The sequence below is a fragment of the Enterococcus sp. 2G9_DIV0600 genome (genome assembly GCF_002140615.1).
GTDB lineage: Bacteria > Bacillota > Bacilli > Lactobacillales > Enterococcaceae > Enterococcus_D > Enterococcus_D innesii.
On the sequence record NZ_NGLL01000001.1, the window covers coordinates 204,072 to 221,973 of the forward strand.

Genomic DNA, 17,902 nt, shown 5'->3' on the forward strand with positions numbered 1-17,902 from the left:
AAATCAAAGTAAACGATTGCATGTTTTTTAACATGTAAGAAAGAAGAAGGAGGACAAGTACGAAGAAGTGAAAAAAAGGCCAAACAAAATCCTCCAGCAACGAATTGCTGGAGGGCTTCATTTAATTGGCAGCTGCCAATGCTGCTTGGTTTTGTTTGGCATGATAGGCTTCCACGTCTAGGATTGCTTGTTTGAACATTTCTCGCGTGATCTCATAAGGCACGTGGACGATGTCATTGGTGGTCATTGCTTTGTCTAAGATTGCCTCAAGGTCGCTGGTGTCGTTAAGGCCCATATCAGCTAAGCAAACCGGCAGTTTGTTTTCCTTCATAAAGGCGTAGATGCGCTGGAAGAGGGCTTCTTGCTGATCTAGCTGCAACAAGGCCAAAACGCCGTAACTAACGGAAGCACCATGTAAATAGTCTTCCATTTTTTCCAAAACGGTCGTTCCGTAGTAAAAGGAATGAGCAAGGGCGGAGTTGTAATCATTGATGACTAAGACGGAAACTAAGCCGGTGGTTACGATGATATCCAAGACGACTTGCTCAATGGCATAAGACGGCTGATTGGCGGCACTGTCTTTCAAGGCTTGTGTGCCGTATTGCAATAAGCGTTCCGTGCACATTTTGCCGATTTGGATGCCTAACCCATCGGTGTAATCTAACTGATCGCCCCGCGCTGAAAATGTCGATTCGATCTCTTTGGAGAGGGCATCGCCGATTCCTGCCCATAAGTACTTATCGGGGGCCTGGGCGATGATCTCACTGTCGATAAAGGCATGGGTCGGTGGTTGCGAAGGGAAAAACAGCCCTTGCATCTCGCCGTTTTCTTTATAGATGACACAGACCGCGGTGACTGGTGAGCAGTTGGAGCCGATCGTTGGGAAGGTGAAAACTGGTTTGCCTGCTTTTTCTCCAACCACTTTGACGGTATCGCAAACGCGGCCGCCGCCAACGGCGAATAGAACATCGGCGGCTTGGACACTTGGATGGGCTAACAGCTGATCGACGTTTTCATAGGTCGAGTTGCCGCCGTACCACAAGGTATCCGTCACTTTGACTGCTGACGTTAAAGCGGCTTTGATCTTGTCTTCGGCTTTTTCAAGGGCGGTTTTTCCGCCGATGATCACGGCATTGGTGCCGTATGGTTTTACGATGTCATTTACTTTTTCGTAGGCGTCCGCCCCGATTGTGTAGTTTGGCAAAAAGATACTTTGACTCATACTGTTCTCCTTCTTTCTTGGCCACGAGATTGGCTAAAATTGGTCCGGTAATTTGATGGATCACCATGCCGACTGCGGCAGGGGTAACGGCTGCAGCAATGGCGGCAAAGTGGGCATTGGCTAACGAGATCGCTAGGCCGGTATTTTTCATTCCTAATTGAAACATGATGGATTTGGCTTGGGTGGCACTGACGCCCATCACACGGCTCAGACCATAGCCTGCGCCGTAGCCGATCAAGTTATGGAGCAAGACTAAGAAAATCACGATCAAGCCAGATTGGACGATCACAGCACCGTTGCGAGCGACAGTTCCGGCAACGATCAATAAGATACTGACGGAAGAAATCAACACAAATGATTGTAGGAATCGCTCGATGTGCTTGGCAATGAGTTTGTGGACGATCACCCCTAAAATGATCGGCAAAAGCACCATCTGCAAGACAGACAAGAGCATTTCCCAGAAAGAGATCTCGGTGTACTGACCAGCCAAGATGTAAACTAAAAAGGGTGTAACGACGGTCGCTAATAAGGTCGATACCGTGGTCATGGAAACGGTGAGGGCGACATCGCCTTTGCCGATAAAGGTCATGACATTGCTGGCGGTTCCACCAGAAACGCAACCTAGTAGGACAAACCCGATGATCAAACCGGAAGAAAGACCAAACAGCTGCGCTAAGCCGTAAGCCACCAAAGGACTGATGGTGAACTGGAAAAGCACTCCTAAGATGAATGCTTTGGGCTGTAAGACGACCATTTTAAAAGCAGCAACGTTTAAAGTCATCCCCATACAAAACATGATGATGCTCAGAAGAATCGTTGTACGAGGCGGAATCCATAAGAAGGGTTGCGGGAAGAAATAAGAGACGATCATCAATAAAATCATGATATAGATCAAATACTTGTTTACAAAAGCAGCGATCGTGTTGACGGTTTTCATAAGAAAAAATCATCCTTCCTTTTTCTGCTTGACCAATCAAGTGTTCAAACAGAAGGGGTCTTTAGAATAAGTGCAGTGCATAACCGCGGGGAATCGGCAGCAGTTGTTCAATGAGCGTTTGGGATCTATCTGACATCAATGTGTCAGCTTGCAAAAGGCCGCTTTCTTGAAAATGGGTAAAAAAAAACACTCCATCTCAAGAAGCTGTTCTTCTTTTTGGATGCAATGTGAATAGGGACTCTTTGAATGTATAAAATCAAACAGTCCCGACTATAATAATAAAATAATTCGTTTGCTAACATTGGTGCGGGTCATATACGCCACCGTCCTTTTCTTTATTTGGAATTTTCTAAATATTTAAATTATTTCTACCTAGTCTACAAAAGAGTCAAGGCTTTGTCAATCGTTTGAGAAAATTTTTTTCATTTTTTTGGGTGTTTTTTAAAAAACATGGGTTTCTATGGGGAAAAACAGCAAGAATTGGTTTGTGCTGTGCCTTTTTCCCTTTTTTTAGGAACAGAATAGTTGTTGGATCTTGGTTTTTGTCCTACGATGATACTAGCAAGAGTTGGAAAAAGAAACGAGAGGAGCAAAAAAAATGAAAATTTTTGTCGTTGGTGCTACTGGACGAGTAGGTCAAAAATTGATCGACTTTCTAGAAAAACAAGGACACATCGTTTATGCTGGTGCGCGCAGCAGTGAGAAAATCACAGAAACGGAGACGATCAAGCCCGTGTTTTTTGATTTACACACGGAACCGGAAGAGATGGCGGCCAAATTCGCAGATGCGGAAGCGGTATACTTCGTGGCGGGTTCCCGAGGCAAAGACTTGCTGCAATCCGATCTGTATGGTGCGGTGAAAGTGATGCAAGCCGCCGAATCAAAAGGAATCAAACGCTACATCCACCTTAGCTCAGCCTATGCCTTAGAACCTGAACAGTGGCAAAGGGAGGGCATGGCGTCATTGATGGATTACACGATCGCCAAGTTGTTCTCTGATCGCTGGCTGATCGACAATACCGCACTAGACTATACGATTTTGCAGCCGGGTGCGTTGAAAGAAACTCCAGGATCTAGTTTGATTGAGATCAGTGAAACGACCTCTGGTGCGATCCCCATCGAGGATGTCGCCGTCTTGTTAGGTGAAATGCTGGAACGTCCAGCAACCTATCAAAAAGTCATCAAAGTCCAAGCTGGGGAAACACCGATCAGCGAGGCACTGGATCAGCTTTAAGGCGAGCCTTTGGGAGCTTGAAGAGAATGTACTGAAGGAGCTGCACGGCAGCGAATCGTTGTCGTGCGGCTTTTTTCCTAAAAACTTTGAGATGCCCCTTCATTGCTATGAAAGCGATGACTCTTGACTTTGGAAAAATAGTTTGTTACGCTTATTGCTAACTTTAGAGGGGGTGGTAAACGAATGTCAAGCGACTCGAGTGACGGTGAGCAGAAACACTATTTTGACTTACCTTACTTTTTAATTGAATAGGAGACCAACAACAGCGCGTTATTTAGGAGCAGTTTCTAAATAAGGGGCTTATTTGTGTTATCCATCAATGAAAAAAGAAAAGGAAGAAGAATAAATGAATAAAAAAGAGTTTCAATTATCAGTGTCAGAAACAATCGAACAGTATCAGGTGCCCTCAATCGAACAAGGATTAGATGAGGCGCAAGTAACCGAGCGGTTAGAAACCTACGGATTGAATCAATTAGCGGTCAAAAAAATCGCCAAGTGGCGTTTGCTGCTGCGACAATTCCATAACACGATCATCTACATTTTGATTTTCTCCGCCATCTTAACGCTGCTGATGGGGCATTTCTCTGATGCGGTGATCATTGGCATCGTCGTACTGGTCAATGCATTGATCGGTTATTACCAAGAAGCCAATGCTTCCGATGCGTTAGAACGGATCAAAGAGATGCTATCAGCAGAAGCCACGGTCTATCGGAATGGGATTCGGCAAGATATTCCAGCTGCCGAAGTCGTTCCAGGGGATGTCGTATTCCTAGAAGCTGGCGACAATGTGCCTGCGGATCTGCGGATCATCGAAGCCGACAACTTGCGTATCCAAGAATCTGCCTTGACTGGTGAAGCCGATTCGGTGGAAAAAATAACAGATGCCTTAGTGGATGAAGCAACCCCATTAGCGGAACAACGGAATTTGGCATTTGCTTCGACGTCCGTGACGTCAGGAAGTGGGAAAGGGATCGTGATCGCTACTGGCGCCACGACTGAGATCGGGAAAATCTCAGCTGAAGTCAATCAAACAGAAGAACGAAAAACGCCGTTGATGAAAGAGATCGATGGACTGGGGAAAGGCATCACCTATGTGATCATGGGCGTGGCGGTCTTGCTGTTTATCGTCAGTTTGTTCCAGCAAACCTATGCGATCTCTGTCCTGTCCTTAGCCGTTGTCACCATGATCGTCGGCTCGATCCCAGAAGGATTGCCAGCAACGACCTCGGTGGTTTTGGCGATGGGTGTCAGCGACATGGCAAAAAACAAGCACACCATCATCAAAACACTGCCGGCGGTTGAAACGCTAGGCTCAGTGGATGTGATCGCGACGGATAAAACAGGTACCCTGACCAAAAATGAAATGACGGTCAAAGACATCGTATTGGCTGAGCAGGAATATGAAGTGACGGGTGACGGCTATGCGCCGGTGGGAGAAATTCGTCCAAAGCAGGAGGATGTCCACGCGCAAGACACCTTGCAGTTGTTTTTGGAAGCTGGTTACGAAGCCAACGATACGGTATTAGTCCCAGAAGGAAATCACTGGACGATCAATGGGGAACCAACAGACGGCTCCTTTTTGACGCTGTATCATAAGCAATTTGCCTATCCGCAAGCACCCGCTTACCAAGAGCTGGATATGCTGCCCTTTGATTCGGACAACCGCTACATGGCGAAACTAGTGGCAAACCCTGCGGGGGAACGCTTGCTATTTGTTAAAGGCTCCCCAGATAAATTGTTTGAAATGGTACAAAAACAAGCGGCGCCTTTTGATGAAGCCTATTGGACAGGCCATGTCCGCCGCTTGTCGGCAGAAGGCAAACGGGTGGTAGCGGTGGGCTATCAGAAAGTTTCGATTGATCACATTGATGAAACGATTTTTGAGCAAGGGCTGCAATTACTAGGGATCGCCGGGATCATCGATCCGCCGCGAGAAGAAGTGATCGCTTCCCTGAAGGAAATGAACCAAGCCGGTGTTCAAGTAAAAATGATCACGGGGGATCACCCTCTGACTGCCAAAGCGATTGGGGAAAAGCTTGACTTAGCGGATGAGATTCACGTCGTGACTGGTGCCGAGTTGGATCAGATGAGTGAAGCTGAATTTCAAGATGCTGCCTTGTCGAATCAAGTCTTTGCACGAACCACGCCGAAAAATAAATTGGACATTATCAGAGCGCTGCAAGCCAAAGGCAAAGTCACGGCGATGACAGGGGACGGTGTTAACGATGCCCCTGCGTTGAAGCGGGCGGATATCGGTGTAGCGATGGGGATCAGCGGCACGGATGTAGCCAAAGACTCTGCTGATATGATCTTGACCGATGACAATTTCGGTACCATGTCCTTAGCGATTCGCGAAGGACGCAGGATTTATGACAACATCAAAAAGAGCATTCTGTTTCTGTTGCCGACATCTTTTGCCGAAGGGCTGATCATTGCCTTTACGATCATGATGCAAAAAGAATTGCCGTTGCAGGCGACGCAACTGCTGTGGATCAACATGGTTTCTGCTATTACGATCCAGTTTGCGTTTATCTTTGAACCAGCAGAGTCTGGGATCATGAGCCGCAAACCGCGAAAGACAGGCAATAAATTGTTGAATCGCCACGATATTTGGCAGATGGCGTATGTATCGATCTTGATGGCAGTCATCAGTTTGATCGCCCATGACTGGCTCTTGCTGCAAGGCGTCAGCGAAGCCGTTGCCAGTACCATGATGGTCAATATCGTGGTCTTGAGTAAGATTTTCTATTTGTTCAACATCCGTACCAGTGCACCAGCATTTTCTAAAGCTTCCTTCACCAATCCAAAAGCGTTCGTGATCATTGGTGTGATGCTGGTTCTACAACTGTTATTGACCTATGTTCCATTTATGCAAAGCGCCTTTCATACTGAGGACATGTCCTTGATTGGCTGGGTCATCTCAGCAGCTTCTGGGATGGTCGTCTTACTCGTGACGGAGTTCGATAAATGGCTTCGTTCGAGAAAAAATATTTAACCTAGGTTTTCTCGTATTTTTTTACAGGCAAAATCACCTTGCTGCAGCTTAGGAAAATGGCGGAACGACAAGGGATTTCTGTTGTCGTTGTTTTGGAGTTGCCAAAAGAAAAAGCCAAGAGGAATTCCTATCGGCTCGTGATCAGCCCTATTGACAAACAAAAATGGTCGGGCTAAAATGCACATGAATTGAATAGTATTCTTCGGGGCAGGGTGTAATTCCCGACCGACGGTGACAAGTACAATGCTTGAAGTCCGTGACCCGCATAGCTATGCGGTGGAGCCAGTGTGAATCTGGCACCGACAGTGAAAGTCTGGATGGGAGAAGAAAAACCACAAAATTTCAAGGGGCGCAGTGCGTCTAAAATTGATTTTTTGCCGGTCTTGTTTGTCTATGCCTCGTGAGATTCTCACGAGGCATTTTTTTATTGAAAGGAGGAAGGAAGATGCATAACGAATACATGCGTTTGGCGATCGCAGAAGCCAAAAAAGGGCGTTACCAAACCTTTACCAATCCGCTAGTGGGCGCTGTGATCGTCAAAGAGCAACGGGTCATTGCCAAAGGGGCTCACTTAGTCTATGGGCAGCCCCATGCGGAACGAAACGCCATCGAACAATGCCATTCCTCCGAAGACCTAATCAATTCGACTTTATACGTGACGTTAGAACCTTGCAACCATCAAGGAAAACAGCCGCCTTGCACCCAGCTGATCATCGACAGCGGCATCGAAAAGGTAGTCATCGGCCAGTTAGACCCTAACCCGATCGTGGCTGGACAAGGCAAGCGCTTTTTAGAAGAACAGGGCATCGACGTGTTGGTGGGTATCGAAGAAACAGAAGTGCGCCGTTTGAATCCACACTATAATTTTTACCACCAGCATCAGCGACCATACGTGGCATTGAAGCAAGCGATCACTTTAGATGGTCGGATCGCTCATGATGCGTTAACCCGCAGTGCGATCACTGGTTCAGCGGTTTGGCAACAGGTCCATCAAGAACGTGGAGACTACCAAGGAATCTTAGTGGGCAGTCAGACGGTGTTGACGGATGATCCCACCTTATTGACCACAGTTGAAACTAGCTTTCCGCCGATTCGCATCGTGTTAGACCGTCGGGGGCGAACGCTGTCGCAACCCCATTTGGCATTGTTTGCCGATGATTCGGCACCTGTGTGGATTTTTACGCAGCAGACAGCTGTCAGTGACTTGCCAGCGCATGTGTCAGTGATCCAGCTGGAAGAGTTGACGATTGTTGCATTGTTGAAGGAGCTTGCCGCACGACAGGTCCAATCGCTTTACGTAGAAGGAGGCGCTGCGATCCATGATGCCTTTTTAGCCAGCGGACTGTGGCAAGAAAGCATTACCTATGTGGCACCAAAGTTTCTTGGGGGCAATAGTCTCGCAAGTTTTACCAGTGTGCGTACCCCGAAACAGCTGCAGCAGCTAACAGAGGTGACGGTGACGGCAGTTGGGGAAGATGTTTGCATCCGAGGAAGGAGGCCAGAGGAATGTTCACAGGATTGATTCAGGAAAAAGGCCGCATCAAAGAGATCCGCAAGCAAAGCCGCACGATCCAGCTAACTTGCAGTGCGTCGGAAGGCTTGTTGGCGGATTACCAGATCGGAGACAGTATGGCGATCAACGGGACGTGTTTGACGGCGATCGCCAAACAAGCAACGACGTTTACGGTGGATATCATGCCAGAAACCTTTCAACGAACCACCTTTAAACAACTCTCGGTGGGTGCCGAAGTCAATTTGGAGCGAGCGATGGCAGCAACGCAGCGTTTTGAAGGCCACTTTGTCGCTGGCCACATCGATGTAACGACTCGTTTGATCCAGAAAAAGCAGTTGGAAAATGCCTTGATCTTGACATTTGCTTACCCCACCAGTGTGCAAGGGGAAATCATTCCGCAAGGGTCGATTGCGATCAATGGCGTCAGTTTGACGGTCACCCAGACGACGGCACAGGCCTTTTCCGTTAGCTTGATCCCCCATTCCAAAGACCAGACGACGCTGGGGCAGTTGAAACAAGGGGAGTGGGTCAATATCGAGACGGATATGATCGGGAAATATGTCAAATACCAACGAAAATGAAAGAAGGCAGACGATGCATAAAGTAGAACAAGCAGTGGAATGGTTAAAAAAAGGCGGCTTAGTGATTGTCGCCGATGATGAAAATCGGGAATCAGAAGGAGATTTGATTGGGATCGCTGAATACGCAACGCCAGAAGCCGTCAATTTTATGGCGACTTATGGCCGTGGCTTGATCTGTGCACCCATCTCACAAGCGATCGCTGAAAAGCTGGCATTGCCTGAGATGACCGCCAATAATACGGATGCCTTTGGTACCGCGTTTACCATCAGTGTCGATCACGTGACGACGAGTACGGGAATTTCTGCGAAAGACCGGGCAGTGACGATTGAAAAATTGGCTGATCCTGCGTCACAGGCTGCGGATTTTTATCGCCCTGGACATATCTTCCCATTGACCGCTCAACCTGGTGGCGTGTTGGAACGCAGAGGACATACAGAAGCAGCTGTGGATTTAGCAAAGCTTGCTGGCAGCGTGGAAGCAGCCTACATTTGTGAGATTTTAAATGAAGATGGCACGATGGCTCGGGTCCCAGAATTGAAAAAATTAGCAGAAAAATGGCAGCTGCCGTTTTTGACCATTGATGAGTTGGCGGAATATCTACGAGGAACTGCACCTATCACGGTGGATCTGCCAACGGCTTATGGGGCGTTCCAATTAACCTTATTTGAAGATGAATTCGGCAATGAACACCTTTTACTAGCCAAAGGCGAGATTCAACATACTACCGAGCCGCTGTTACTACGGATCCATTCAGAGTGTTTAACAGGCGATGTCTTCGGCTCTCATCGCTGTGATTGTGGCGAACAGCTGCAAGAAGCGATGCGGCAGATCGAAGCAAAAGGCCGTGGTGCGATTTTGTATCTACGCCAAGAAGGCCGCGGTATTGGCTTGCGGAACAAGCTCCGTGCCTACCAGTTGCAGGAACAAGGATTGGATACGTATGAAGCAAATATTGCATTGGGTTTTGCAGCAGATGCTCGTCAATACACGTTTGCTGCCGATGTTTTACGTTCCTTAGAAGTGCAGGAGATTCAACTGATGACCAATAACCCTGACAAAGTGAAGGAATTAGAAAGCTTAGGGATCAAGGTAGCAGAACGGGTTCCGCTGGAGATGCCCGCGCATAAAGAAAACAGCAGCTACTTGAAAACGAAGAAAGAAAAGTTTCACCATTACCTATCTATTTAATCAACCAAAGGAGAATGAGCGATGACAGTATTTGAAGGAACGTTTCAGGGAGAGGCAGTCAAAGTAGGGATCGTAGTCTCACGATTCAACGAGTTTATCACTTCCAAGTTAGTGGAAGGCGCCAAAGACAATTTGGTGCGTCATGGAGTCAAAGCAGAAAACATCGATGTATATTGGGTTCCAGGTGCTTATGAGATTCCGTATATTACCAAAAAAATCGTTGACCACAAACAATACGATGGGATCGTGACATTAGGTGCCTTGATTCGCGGAGCAACGACCCACTATGAATTGATCTCAAATGAAGTGGCGAAAGGCGTAGCCCAAATTGGTCTGAATGCCGATATTCCGATCATGTTTGGTGTGTTGACGACTGAAACGATCGAACAAGCCATTGAACGGGCGGGAACCAAAGCTGGCAACAAAGGCAGTGAAGCCGCTCAAGGTCTTTTGGAGATGATTTCGTTGAATCAGCAAATCCTTGGCAACGCATAGGTTTCACGTTCGAACAAAGGGAAGCTAGCAAGAAAAAGCCTGCCTAAGCATAGGCATTAGACTGGAGACAGACTTCGTACAAAATGAAGTCTGTCTTTTTTTCATCATTAAAAAAAATGGATCATTTTGCCAAAGGATTCGCTTCTTCACGGGTACCGTGTTTTCGATAGGTCAATGGAGAGGAAAACGCCCATCAATCACGAACATTAGAATAACTCTTATTTAAGGAAATTTTCAGAAAATTATTTACATTTCACAAAAGGTTCCTTATAATGACTCTATTCATTGAGAGTGATTCTCATTTGCAAATAGATGTCAAAGCAGCACATGGCTTTGGCGCTTTTCATGAGAAGCACTTTTATAAGCGAAAAAACGCACAGATGCTTCTTTTACGATGGCGGCGAGGCAACAGTCAAGGTTGTTTTTGCTGTGAAATCAGGAGAGGTTCGTGCTGAATAAAGGAGAATCACATGTCGGTAGGGTTGATTAAATCAAATCGTTGGATGGTTTCGACAATCATTTGCTGTGTTTTAGTTGTCGCCATTCTCTTATCTGCAGGAATTGCTTTGGCAAACGGGCAAGCCAATATCACCCTTGGCGAAGTTTACCAAATTCTCTTCTATAAAATCAGCCATGGATTGGTTGGTGATCTTTCAGGCATTTCAGACGCAAACATCAATATCGTCTGGTTTGTTCGGGCACCGCGGGTCTTGCTTTCTATTTTTGTGGGGATGGGGTTAGCGATCAGCGGGGCAGTGATGCAGGCGGTGGTCCAAAATCCGCTGGCAGATCCCTATATCTTAGGAATCTCTTCTGGCGCATCCTTAGGGGCGACCTTCGCCATCTTAGTCGGTTTTGGCGGCTCGGCGCTAGTCTTACAACTGGGCTTATCGTTTGGTGCCTTTGCAGGAGCGGGGATTGCCACTATTTTGGTGCTGCTGCTTGCCAGTATCGGTGGGAAAATGACTTCCACAAAACTTGTGCTGTCGGGGACGATCGTCAGTGCCTTATGCAGCTCTGTTTCAAACTTGATCATCTATCTGGCTAGCAATGCAGAAGGTATGAAGACTGTGGCGTTTTGGTCGATGGGCAGCCTAGCCTCGGCTTCTTGGAACAAATTGGGCTTTATCGTGGTTCTGGTTTCTTTGATCACGCTCTTCTTCCTGACGCAATACCGTGTTTTGAATACGCTTTTGCTGGGGGATGAAGTTGCCTCCACCTTAGGGGTCAAGCTGACCTTCTATCGGCGTTTTTATATGCTGCTAGCAGCGCTATTAACCAGTATCATCGTTGCGAATTCTGGGATGATCGGCTTTGTCGGCTTGATCATTCCTCATATCGTACGTGGAGTCAGCGGGTCGGATCATCGCCTGTTGATGCCATTGACCGCTTTGACAGGCGCGTTGTTTTTGATTTGGGCGGATGTGATCGCCCGCTCGACCCTGCAAGGAGTCGAACTGCCGATCGGGATCATTACAGCGCTGATTGGCGCACCGATCTTTATCTATATCATTGTCAAACGACAATACAACTTTGGGGGGTGACGGAATGAAATTAGCAGTTGAAAAGCTCAATCTGACGATCGGGGATCAGCAGATACTAAAAGACATCTCCGTCCAAACCGCACAAGGGCAATTTGTCGGCTTGATTGGGTCCAACGGCAGCGGCAAATCTACATTGTTAAAAGCTATTTACAAAACGTTGAAACCTGACAGCGGCGACATTTATTTGGGTGAGATGAATATTTTGAAAAGTTCCGAAAAAAAAGTCGCCCAGCAAGTCAGCGTCGTCAGTCAATTCAATGAGTTGAGCTTTGATTTAACAGTAGAACAAATGGTGCTTTTAGGCCGCACGCCCCACAAAGGTCTATTGGAACAAGACACCAAAGCAGACCATGAGCTGGTCACTGAAGCCTTAGCCAAAACAGGGTTAAGTGCCTACAGAAAACGCAGCTACCTCTCATTATCAGGAGGCGAAAAACAGCGGGTCGTCCTTGCTCGTGCCATCACCCAAGAACCGAAATTTATGATTCTCGATGAGCCGACCAATCATTTGGATATCCGATATCAACTGGAAATCTTAGAGACCGTCAAGCATCTGAAAATTGGTTTGTTGGCGGCGCTGCACAATTTGGAACAAGCAGCCAACTATTGCGACATTATCTATGCCTTAAAAGATGGGCGGGTCGTAGGGTATGGCGAACCAGAAACGCTGCTGACAGAAGAACTGATCGAAGAAATCTATGGCGTGAAATGCAGTATTTACCATCATCCGATCACAGGCGGATTAGGGTTTCATTATTATTTTGAAAAGGAGCAAACAGATGAATAAATGGGGAAAAATGATTGGGGTAGGATTGGCAGTCTTTACATTAAGCGCTTGCGGCAATACGAAGGATGAAGGAACTTCGGCTTCTTCCTCACAGGCAGAAAGTACGTATCCCTTAACCATTAGCAACTACACCAAAGCAGAAGGCGGTACGCAATGGACCGCCAAGGACCAAACCTTTAATGAGGCACCGAAAAAAGTCGTAGCCAACACACGACCAGCAGCGGAATTGCTGCTGCATCTCGGCCTCAAGGATCAGATTGCGGGTGTCGGTGCAACCTTTGGTGCCGCCGATGAGGAAGTTGCTGCTGATTATGCAGAACTAAACGACCTGGGCAGTGACTACATCAGTAAAGAAACGGCGCTAAGTGTGGATCCAGATTTGATTTTTGGTCGTGGGGGACTTTTCGATAACCAAGATTGGGGCGTCGGCACCGTTGATTCCTTAAACGAGATGGGCATTCCGACTTACGTCCAAGAAACCTCTGTCACTGGGGCGACGTTTGATTCCGTTTATCAAGACATTGAAAACCTTGGTAAACTCTTCAATGTTCCTGAGGCAGCGGCTGCTTTTGAAAAAGAATTAAAGGACCGTCAGAGTGCCTTGGAAGAAAAAGTAGCAGACAAAGAAGAGCAAACCTTTGCCCATCTCTTTATGTCTGATCCAAGTGTGGTCAGTGTCTATGCCGCTCAAGACGAGTCTTTTTTCAACAGCAACTTTGATATGATCAAACTGAACAATGTGTTTCAAGACTATTCAGGAGAAGTCAGTGTCGAAACCTTGATCGAAACGGATCCCGATGTACTGATCGTCGGCGACTGGTCAACGATCGAAGGCAGTGTTTCTGGTCAAGAAATCATTGAAGGCTTGTACAAAAATGACAAACTCTCCAGCATGAAAGCCATCAAAAACAAACAAGTCTACAGCATGGACTACAATTATCTCTTTGGCTACGGCTACCAAGCCTTGACTGGATTGGAAGAACTGGTAGAGCAAATGGCACAATAAACACCTCCATTGCATAAAAAGGAGAACCAACTTTTTATATAATAGAAGAAAACCAACGTTTCACTGGCCGATCGACCACAGAAACGTTGGTTTTTTGTATTTAAGAAAAGCAACCTTTGCCGCTGCCCGTTCCGCAACAAGTAGCCCGTTAGCTGTTTTTTTCTGTCATATGGTTCATTTGATAGCGAGACAATAGCTTCTCTTTGTGTTTTTGCATGATCGTTTCTAGAGAAATATCGTATTTATCGGCGAGAATAAATAAGTTATCCAGTACATCGCCCAATTCTTCCGTCAGGTTTGCCAGTTTTTCTTCTGGCAAGCCTTCTTGTTCATCGGGACGGTCACGACCGATCTCCAATGTCCGAATGGCACGGCTCACTTCCCCGACTTCCTCTGCTAAAAAATTCGCCCGAATAAACGGATCGTACTGATACCAGTTGCGGGCTTTGTAGAAGTCACTGATAAATCGTTGATACTCCTCAATGTTCATAAATTTTTTCCCATCCTTTCCCAGAACCTTTATCAGAATCATGATATACTATTTCAAAATGATTGAGAAGGATGATGGAGAGTTTTATGAAAATTGCAGTCTATTGTGGTGCCAGTGTCGGTAATGAACCTAGTTTTGCAACAGCCGCCCAAGAATTGGGGCAGTGGATCGCTTCACGAAAAAATACGCTAGTTTATGGCAGCGGAAAAGCCGGCTTGATGGGCGTGCTGGCAGATGCTGTCTTAGAAAATGGCGGTCAGGTGATCGGGGTGATCCCAACCTTTTTAAAAGATCGGGAACTAGCACATCCTGGATTGACCGAACTCTATGTCGTCGAGACGATGTCAGAAAGAAAACGAAAAATGTTCGAATTGTCGCAGGCCTTTGTCGCACTGCCAGGTGGTCCGGGTACGCTGGAAGAAATCACGGAGATGATCTCGTGGTCAAGAATCGGTCAAAACCCGAATCCTTGTGCTTTTTATGATGTGAACAACTTTTACCACGCAACGAGAGCCTTATATGACAACATGGTGGAAAATGAGTTCTTGACGCAGGCCGATCGCGAAAAAATCGGCTTTGCGCAAACAACGAATGAACTTGAAGCCTTTATTCAAGCCTACGAACCGCCAGTTATTCGGCAGTATTAAGCGTCTGTTGCAAAAGAGCAAGGCGAAGCACCGGCGGGTGTCGTCTTGCTCTTTTGCTTCTTTGACGCATTCTTAGTATAATGGGGTTTGTTTTGCAAGTGGGGTCATAAAATAAGATCCTTGGACAAAGAAATGGAGCGTAAATCATGACAACAAATTTTTGGGCTGAATTGCCGAAGCCTTTTTTTATTCTAGCACCAATGGAAGATGTCACCGATGTCGTTTTTCGGCATGTCGTTCAAGCTGCCGGCGCACCAGATGTTTTCTTTACGGAATTTACCAACTCCGATAGTTACTGCCATCCAGAAGGACGCGACAGTGTGCGGGGACGTTTAGTCTTCACCGAAGATGAGCAGCCGATGGTGGCACACATTTGGGGAGATAAGCCAGAGTATTTCCGTGAGATGAGTATCGGATTAGCCGAGATGGGCTTTAAAGGGATTGACTTAAATATGGGCTGTCCAGTGCCAAACGTTGCCGGACGAGGCAAAGGCAGCGGCTTGATCTTGCGACCAGACGTTGCTGCTGAGCTGATCCAAGCAGCCAAAGCTGGCGGTCTGCCGGTCAGTGTCAAGACGCGTTTGGGCTATACCGAACTAGGGGAAATGGAAGCCTGGCTGACCCATGTCCTGCAACAAGATATCGCCAACCTTTCGATCCATTTGCGAACCCGCAAAGAAATGAGCAAGGTCGATGCCCATTGGGAATTGATTCCTGAAGTGGTTGCCTTGCGGGATAGAATCGCCCCACAAACGAAGCTGACGATCAACGGCGATATCCCTGATCGTACCAAAGGTTTAGAGCTAGCAGAAAAATATGGCGTGGACGGAATCATGATCGGTCGGGGCATTTTCAAGAATCCCTATGCCTTTGAAAAAGAACCGAAAGAGCATACCTCAGAAGAGCTATTAGGCTTGCTGCAGCTGCAATTAGACTTGCAGGACCATTACGCCAAAATGGTGCCACGCTCGATCGCAGGATTGCATCGTTTCTTTAAAATCTATGTCAAAGGCTTCCCTGGAGCCAGTGATTTGCGGGCAAAATTGATGAATACCAAATCAACCGATGAAGTTCGACAACTGCTGGCAGAGTTTGCGGAGAAAAAGAACCACGAGGAAAGTATTGAAGCGTAAGTTTCAATGCTTTTTTTGTTTTTGGTTGCTGTACCCGCTCTATTGTCAATCCTTCCTTGACAATAGATAGGTACCTATGTAAAATGGAGAGCGGACTTTTAACTAGGTACCTATCTAAATAGTGAAGAGGCGAAAGGAGCTGAAGGTCGATGGTTTCCGAACAAGAAATCGTGGAACGATTGTTTGAAGTGTATAAATTAAATCGGCGGTATGCGGAACAAAAATATGGGCGCTTTATGCCAGGTCGGGGACAGTTCAATTGCCTACTGGTATTGGACGAAAAAGGGACGTTGACTCAAAAAGATCTCGCCGCGTATTTAGCGATTCGTTCGACATCCACTGGCGAACTACTAAAGAAACTGGCTGAAAAAGGGCTGATCCAAAAAGAAGTCGATCCGAAAGATAAACGCAGCCATTTGATTTCGCTGACAGAAGCAGGCAAGGAAGAGGCACAGCGAATGAAAGAAAAACGTAGCAAGGCGCACCAAGAAATGCTGACCTATTTGACGGCAGAAGAAAAACAAGCCTTTGGTCAAGCCTTAGCAAAAATCGAACAGTTTTATCTTGAGAAGGAGGCGGACGTTGATTGAGTGAAACAGTCCAACGAACGGAACGTCAGCGGACGCTGATTTTTATTAATTTAATGATTACATGTATTGCCGTATCCATGTTAGCGACCGCCTTGACGACGGCTTTACCCGCCATTGTCACTGACCTGCAGATTTCTGTGACTACGGGACAATGGCTGACTAGCGGTTATTCCTTGGCGATGGCGATCGTTATGCCCTTGACGGCATATCTTATGAATCGTGTACCAACCAAAAAGCTGTATCTCGCTGCCTTAGGAATTGCGTTGGTGGGTTTGCTGCTTTGTGCTGCAGCGCCCAATTTTCTAGTCATGATGCTTGCGCGTATTTTGCAGGCCGTAGGCAATGGAATCTTGACCGCAATGGCGCAAGTGATCCTCTTATCGATCTATCCGATCAATCGCATCGGTGTGGTGATGGGCTGGTATGGACTCTCAATTACCGCGGCACCCGTGATCGCACCGACTCTTGCTGGGCTGATCGTGGACCGGTTGAACTGGCATGCAATTTTTTATATCGTTGCCGTGATTGTTTTGATCTCATTGATTTGGGCCATAAAGGTTTTTTATGATGTGTTGCCAGTAAGCAACAGCAAATTTGATCAGACCTCTTTTGTTTTGAGTGCCTTCGCTTTTGGTGGGATCACTTTAGGCTTTGGCAATATCGGCAGCTATGGCTTTTTCAGCTTGCCGGTTTTAGGAACCTTAGGGATCGGTTTGGTAGCAGGGGTCTTCTTTGTCTTCCGTCAGTTAAGAGCGGAAACCCCATTTTTGGATCTGCGGGTCTTGAAAACAAAAGAATATGCCATCAGTGTCTTTGGCAGTATCATGCTTTACTTGGTCTTGATGGGTTCGGCGATGCTGATGCCGCTTTACGTGCAGTCGATTTTAGGCAAATCAGCGACGATCTCAGGGTTAGTCGTTTTGCCAGGTTCTCTGGTCTCGGCTTTTTTAAGTCCCGTGGCTGGGCGAATCTATGACAAAGTCGGCATCCGTCTGTTGACGCTTTTTGGCGGCGGCTCACTGGTCTTGAGCAACATCGGCATGTATTTCATCCATATGCACACGGGTATTTGGGTAGCAGTGGTTTTGAACATGCTGCGCTGTGCCGCCACCGGCTGTTTGTTGATGCCCTTTGTGACGTGGGGAAATAAAAATATTCCGCCGCAGCTGACGGCGCATGGAACAGCGTTATTGACTTCTTTGCGAACGGTGGCAGGCGCCATCGGGACAGCATTATTTGTCGGGATCATGAATAGTGTGGCGCAAAAAAGCACGACCTTAACGGGGACGAGTGCACTGCTTCATGGGATGAATGTTTCTTTCTTATTGATGACGATCGCTTCTGGTCTGCTGTTTGCAACGGGGCTATTTTTGATTCGTGATCAGAAGCCAGAAGCCGTGTGGCTAGAAGGGGCAGAAGAACCACTGGAATAAAGAGGGGCACCTTTCTTTGAAGGGTGCTTTTCTTGATTTATTTCATGAAACTCTATGAAAAACCAAAAAATTCGATATAATAAGATAACTTATGGTTTAGGAGGAG

Annotated in this window: 16 protein-coding genes and 1 riboswitch; of the genes, 13 read left to right on the forward strand and 3 right to left on the reverse strand. The window is 46.8% G+C overall.

The window, feature by feature from the left end; genetic code table 11:
- Positions 1 to 121: 121 nt before the first annotated feature.
- Both A5870_RS00945 and A5870_RS00950 read right to left on the reverse strand, forming a co-directional pair.
- Positions 122 to 1,222 (reverse strand): iron-containing alcohol dehydrogenase family protein, encoded by a 1,101-nt coding sequence (locus A5870_RS00945; protein WP_086291547.1) that lies wholly within the window; start codon positions 1,220 to 1,222, stop codon positions 122 to 124.
- The gene (locus A5870_RS00950; RefSeq protein ID WP_086291548.1) at positions 1,158 to 2,159 is read right to left on the reverse strand and encodes a bile acid:sodium symporter family protein; all 1,002 of its coding nucleotides are present in this window, start codon (positions 2,157 to 2,159) and stop codon (positions 1,158 to 1,160) included. The genes A5870_RS00945 and A5870_RS00950 overlap by 65 nt, the downstream gene beginning before the upstream one ends.
- Before the next feature lie 598 nt (positions 2,160 to 2,757).
- Between A5870_RS00950 and A5870_RS00955 the strand changes: the two genes are divergently transcribed.
- From A5870_RS00955 to A5870_RS01000, 9 genes are all read left to right on the forward strand, one after another.
- A complete protein-coding gene (locus A5870_RS00955) occupies positions 2,758 to 3,393 on the forward strand; it encodes an NAD(P)H-binding protein (RefSeq protein WP_086291549.1) in 636 nt (211 codons plus the stop codon).
- A 346-nt stretch (positions 3,394 to 3,739) separates the two neighbouring features.
- Positions 3,740 to 6,388, forward strand: coding sequence for an HAD-IC family P-type ATPase (locus A5870_RS00960; protein WP_086291550.1), 2,649 nt, complete (start codon positions 3,740 to 3,742; stop codon positions 6,386 to 6,388).
- A 194-nt stretch (positions 6,389 to 6,582) separates the two neighbouring features.
- Positions 6,583 to 6,721, forward strand: a riboswitch (FMN riboswitch).
- 112 nt (positions 6,722 to 6,833) lie between these two features.
- Positions 6,834 to 7,910 carry a bifunctional diaminohydroxyphosphoribosylaminopyrimidine deaminase/5-amino-6-(5-phosphoribosylamino)uracil reductase RibD gene (gene ribD / locus A5870_RS00965; RefSeq protein WP_086291551.1) on the forward strand — a complete coding sequence of 359 codons (1,077 nt, stop codon included), beginning with the start codon at positions 6,834 to 6,836 and terminating at the stop codon, positions 7,908 to 7,910.
- On the forward strand, positions 7,895 to 8,482 hold the full coding sequence (locus A5870_RS00970) for a riboflavin synthase (RefSeq protein WP_086291552.1): 588 nt from the start codon (positions 7,895 to 7,897) through the stop codon (positions 8,480 to 8,482). Before ribD ends, A5870_RS00970 begins: the two co-directional genes overlap by 16 nt.
- Positions 8,460 to 9,671: a 3,4-dihydroxy-2-butanone-4-phosphate synthase gene (gene ribB / locus A5870_RS00975; RefSeq protein WP_086291553.1), complete on the forward strand. Its 1,212-nt coding sequence runs from the start codon at positions 8,460 to 8,462 to the stop codon at positions 9,669 to 9,671. Before A5870_RS00970 ends, ribB begins: the two co-directional genes overlap by 23 nt.
- A gap of 21 nt (positions 9,672 to 9,692) precedes the next feature.
- Entirely contained in the window at positions 9,693 to 10,166 is a 474-nt protein-coding gene (gene ribH / locus A5870_RS00980) for a 6,7-dimethyl-8-ribityllumazine synthase (RefSeq protein WP_061053393.1), read from the forward strand.
- A 470-nt stretch (positions 10,167 to 10,636) separates the two neighbouring features.
- Positions 10,637 to 11,710 (forward strand): FecCD family ABC transporter permease, encoded by a 1,074-nt coding sequence (locus A5870_RS00990; RefSeq protein ID WP_086291555.1) that lies wholly within the window; start codon positions 10,637 to 10,639, stop codon positions 11,708 to 11,710.
- Positions 11,711 to 11,714: 4 nt separating this feature from the next.
- Positions 11,715 to 12,497, forward strand: coding sequence for an ABC transporter ATP-binding protein (locus A5870_RS00995; RefSeq protein ID WP_010748955.1), 783 nt, complete (start codon positions 11,715 to 11,717; stop codon positions 12,495 to 12,497).
- Positions 12,490 to 13,503, forward strand: a complete 1,014-nt coding sequence (locus tag A5870_RS01000; RefSeq protein ID WP_005233274.1) for an ABC transporter substrate-binding protein — start codon at positions 12,490 to 12,492, stop codon at positions 13,501 to 13,503. The genes A5870_RS00995 and A5870_RS01000 overlap by 8 nt, the downstream gene beginning before the upstream one ends.
- A gap of 148 nt (positions 13,504 to 13,651) precedes the next feature.
- On the opposite strand, the gene A5870_RS01005 is transcribed toward A5870_RS01000, so the two are convergent.
- Positions 13,652 to 13,993: a MazG nucleotide pyrophosphohydrolase domain-containing protein gene (locus A5870_RS01005; protein ID WP_005230638.1), complete on the reverse strand. Its 342-nt coding sequence runs from the start codon at positions 13,991 to 13,993 to the stop codon at positions 13,652 to 13,654.
- Positions 13,994 to 14,079: 86 nt separating this feature from the next.
- Between A5870_RS01005 and A5870_RS01010 the strand changes: the two genes are divergently transcribed.
- From A5870_RS01010 to A5870_RS01025, 4 genes are all read left to right on the forward strand, one after another.
- On the forward strand, positions 14,080 to 14,640 hold the full coding sequence (locus A5870_RS01010; protein ID WP_170924049.1) for a TIGR00730 family Rossman fold protein: 561 nt from the start codon (positions 14,080 to 14,082) through the stop codon (positions 14,638 to 14,640).
- 146 nt (positions 14,641 to 14,786) lie between these two features.
- Positions 14,787 to 15,773 (forward strand): tRNA dihydrouridine synthase, encoded by a 987-nt coding sequence (locus tag A5870_RS01015; protein WP_015510528.1) that lies wholly within the window; start codon positions 14,787 to 14,789, stop codon positions 15,771 to 15,773.
- A 149-nt stretch (positions 15,774 to 15,922) separates the two neighbouring features.
- Complete coding sequence (locus A5870_RS01020) at positions 15,923 to 16,363, forward strand: MarR family winged helix-turn-helix transcriptional regulator (protein ID WP_005230651.1); 441 nt, start codon at positions 15,923 to 15,925, stop codon at positions 16,361 to 16,363.
- The gene (locus A5870_RS01025) at positions 16,360 to 17,796 is read left to right on the forward strand and encodes an MDR family MFS transporter (protein ID WP_242595945.1); all 1,437 of its coding nucleotides are present in this window, start codon (positions 16,360 to 16,362) and stop codon (positions 17,794 to 17,796) included. The genes A5870_RS01020 and A5870_RS01025 overlap by 4 nt, the downstream gene beginning before the upstream one ends.
- Positions 17,797 to 17,902: the final 106 nt, after the last annotated feature.

Excerpts from the sequence above, each read along its gene's own strand:
- A5870_RS00945 (WP_086291547.1), bottom strand. The coding sequence starts at position 1,222 with ATGAGTCAAAGTATCTTTTTGCCAAACTACACAATCGGGGCGGACGCC.
- A5870_RS00950 (WP_086291548.1), bottom strand. The coding sequence starts at position 2,159 with ATGAAAACCGTCAACACGATCGCTGCTTTTGTAAACAAGTATTTGATC.
- A5870_RS00955 (WP_086291549.1), top strand. The coding sequence starts at position 2,758 with ATGAAAATTTTTGTCGTTGGTGCTACTGGACGAGTAGGTCAAAAATTG.
- A5870_RS00960 (WP_086291550.1), top strand. The coding sequence starts at position 3,740 with ATGAATAAAAAAGAGTTTCAATTATCAGTGTCAGAAACAATCGAACAG.
- ribD (WP_086291551.1), top strand. The coding sequence starts at position 6,834 with ATGCATAACGAATACATGCGTTTGGCGATCGCAGAAGCCAAAAAAGGG.
- A5870_RS00970 (WP_086291552.1), top strand. The coding sequence starts at position 7,895 with ATGTTCACAGGATTGATTCAGGAAAAAGGCCGCATCAAAGAGATCCGC.
- ribB (WP_086291553.1), top strand. The coding sequence starts at position 8,460 with ATGTCAAATACCAACGAAAATGAAAGAAGGCAGACGATGCATAAAGTA.
- ribH (WP_061053393.1), top strand. The coding sequence starts at position 9,693 with ATGACAGTATTTGAAGGAACGTTTCAGGGAGAGGCAGTCAAAGTAGGG.
- A5870_RS00990 (WP_086291555.1), top strand. The coding sequence starts at position 10,637 with ATGTCGGTAGGGTTGATTAAATCAAATCGTTGGATGGTTTCGACAATC.
- A5870_RS00995 (WP_010748955.1), top strand. The coding sequence starts at position 11,715 with ATGAAATTAGCAGTTGAAAAGCTCAATCTGACGATCGGGGATCAGCAG.
- A5870_RS01000 (WP_005233274.1), top strand. The coding sequence starts at position 12,490 with ATGAATAAATGGGGAAAAATGATTGGGGTAGGATTGGCAGTCTTTACA.
- A5870_RS01005 (WP_005230638.1), bottom strand. The coding sequence starts at position 13,993 with ATGAACATTGAGGAGTATCAACGATTTATCAGTGACTTCTACAAAGCC.
- A5870_RS01010 (WP_170924049.1), top strand. The coding sequence starts at position 14,080 with ATGAAAATTGCAGTCTATTGTGGTGCCAGTGTCGGTAATGAACCTAGT.
- A5870_RS01015 (WP_015510528.1), top strand. The coding sequence starts at position 14,787 with ATGACAACAAATTTTTGGGCTGAATTGCCGAAGCCTTTTTTTATTCTA.
- A5870_RS01020 (WP_005230651.1), top strand. The coding sequence starts at position 15,923 with ATGGTTTCCGAACAAGAAATCGTGGAACGATTGTTTGAAGTGTATAAA.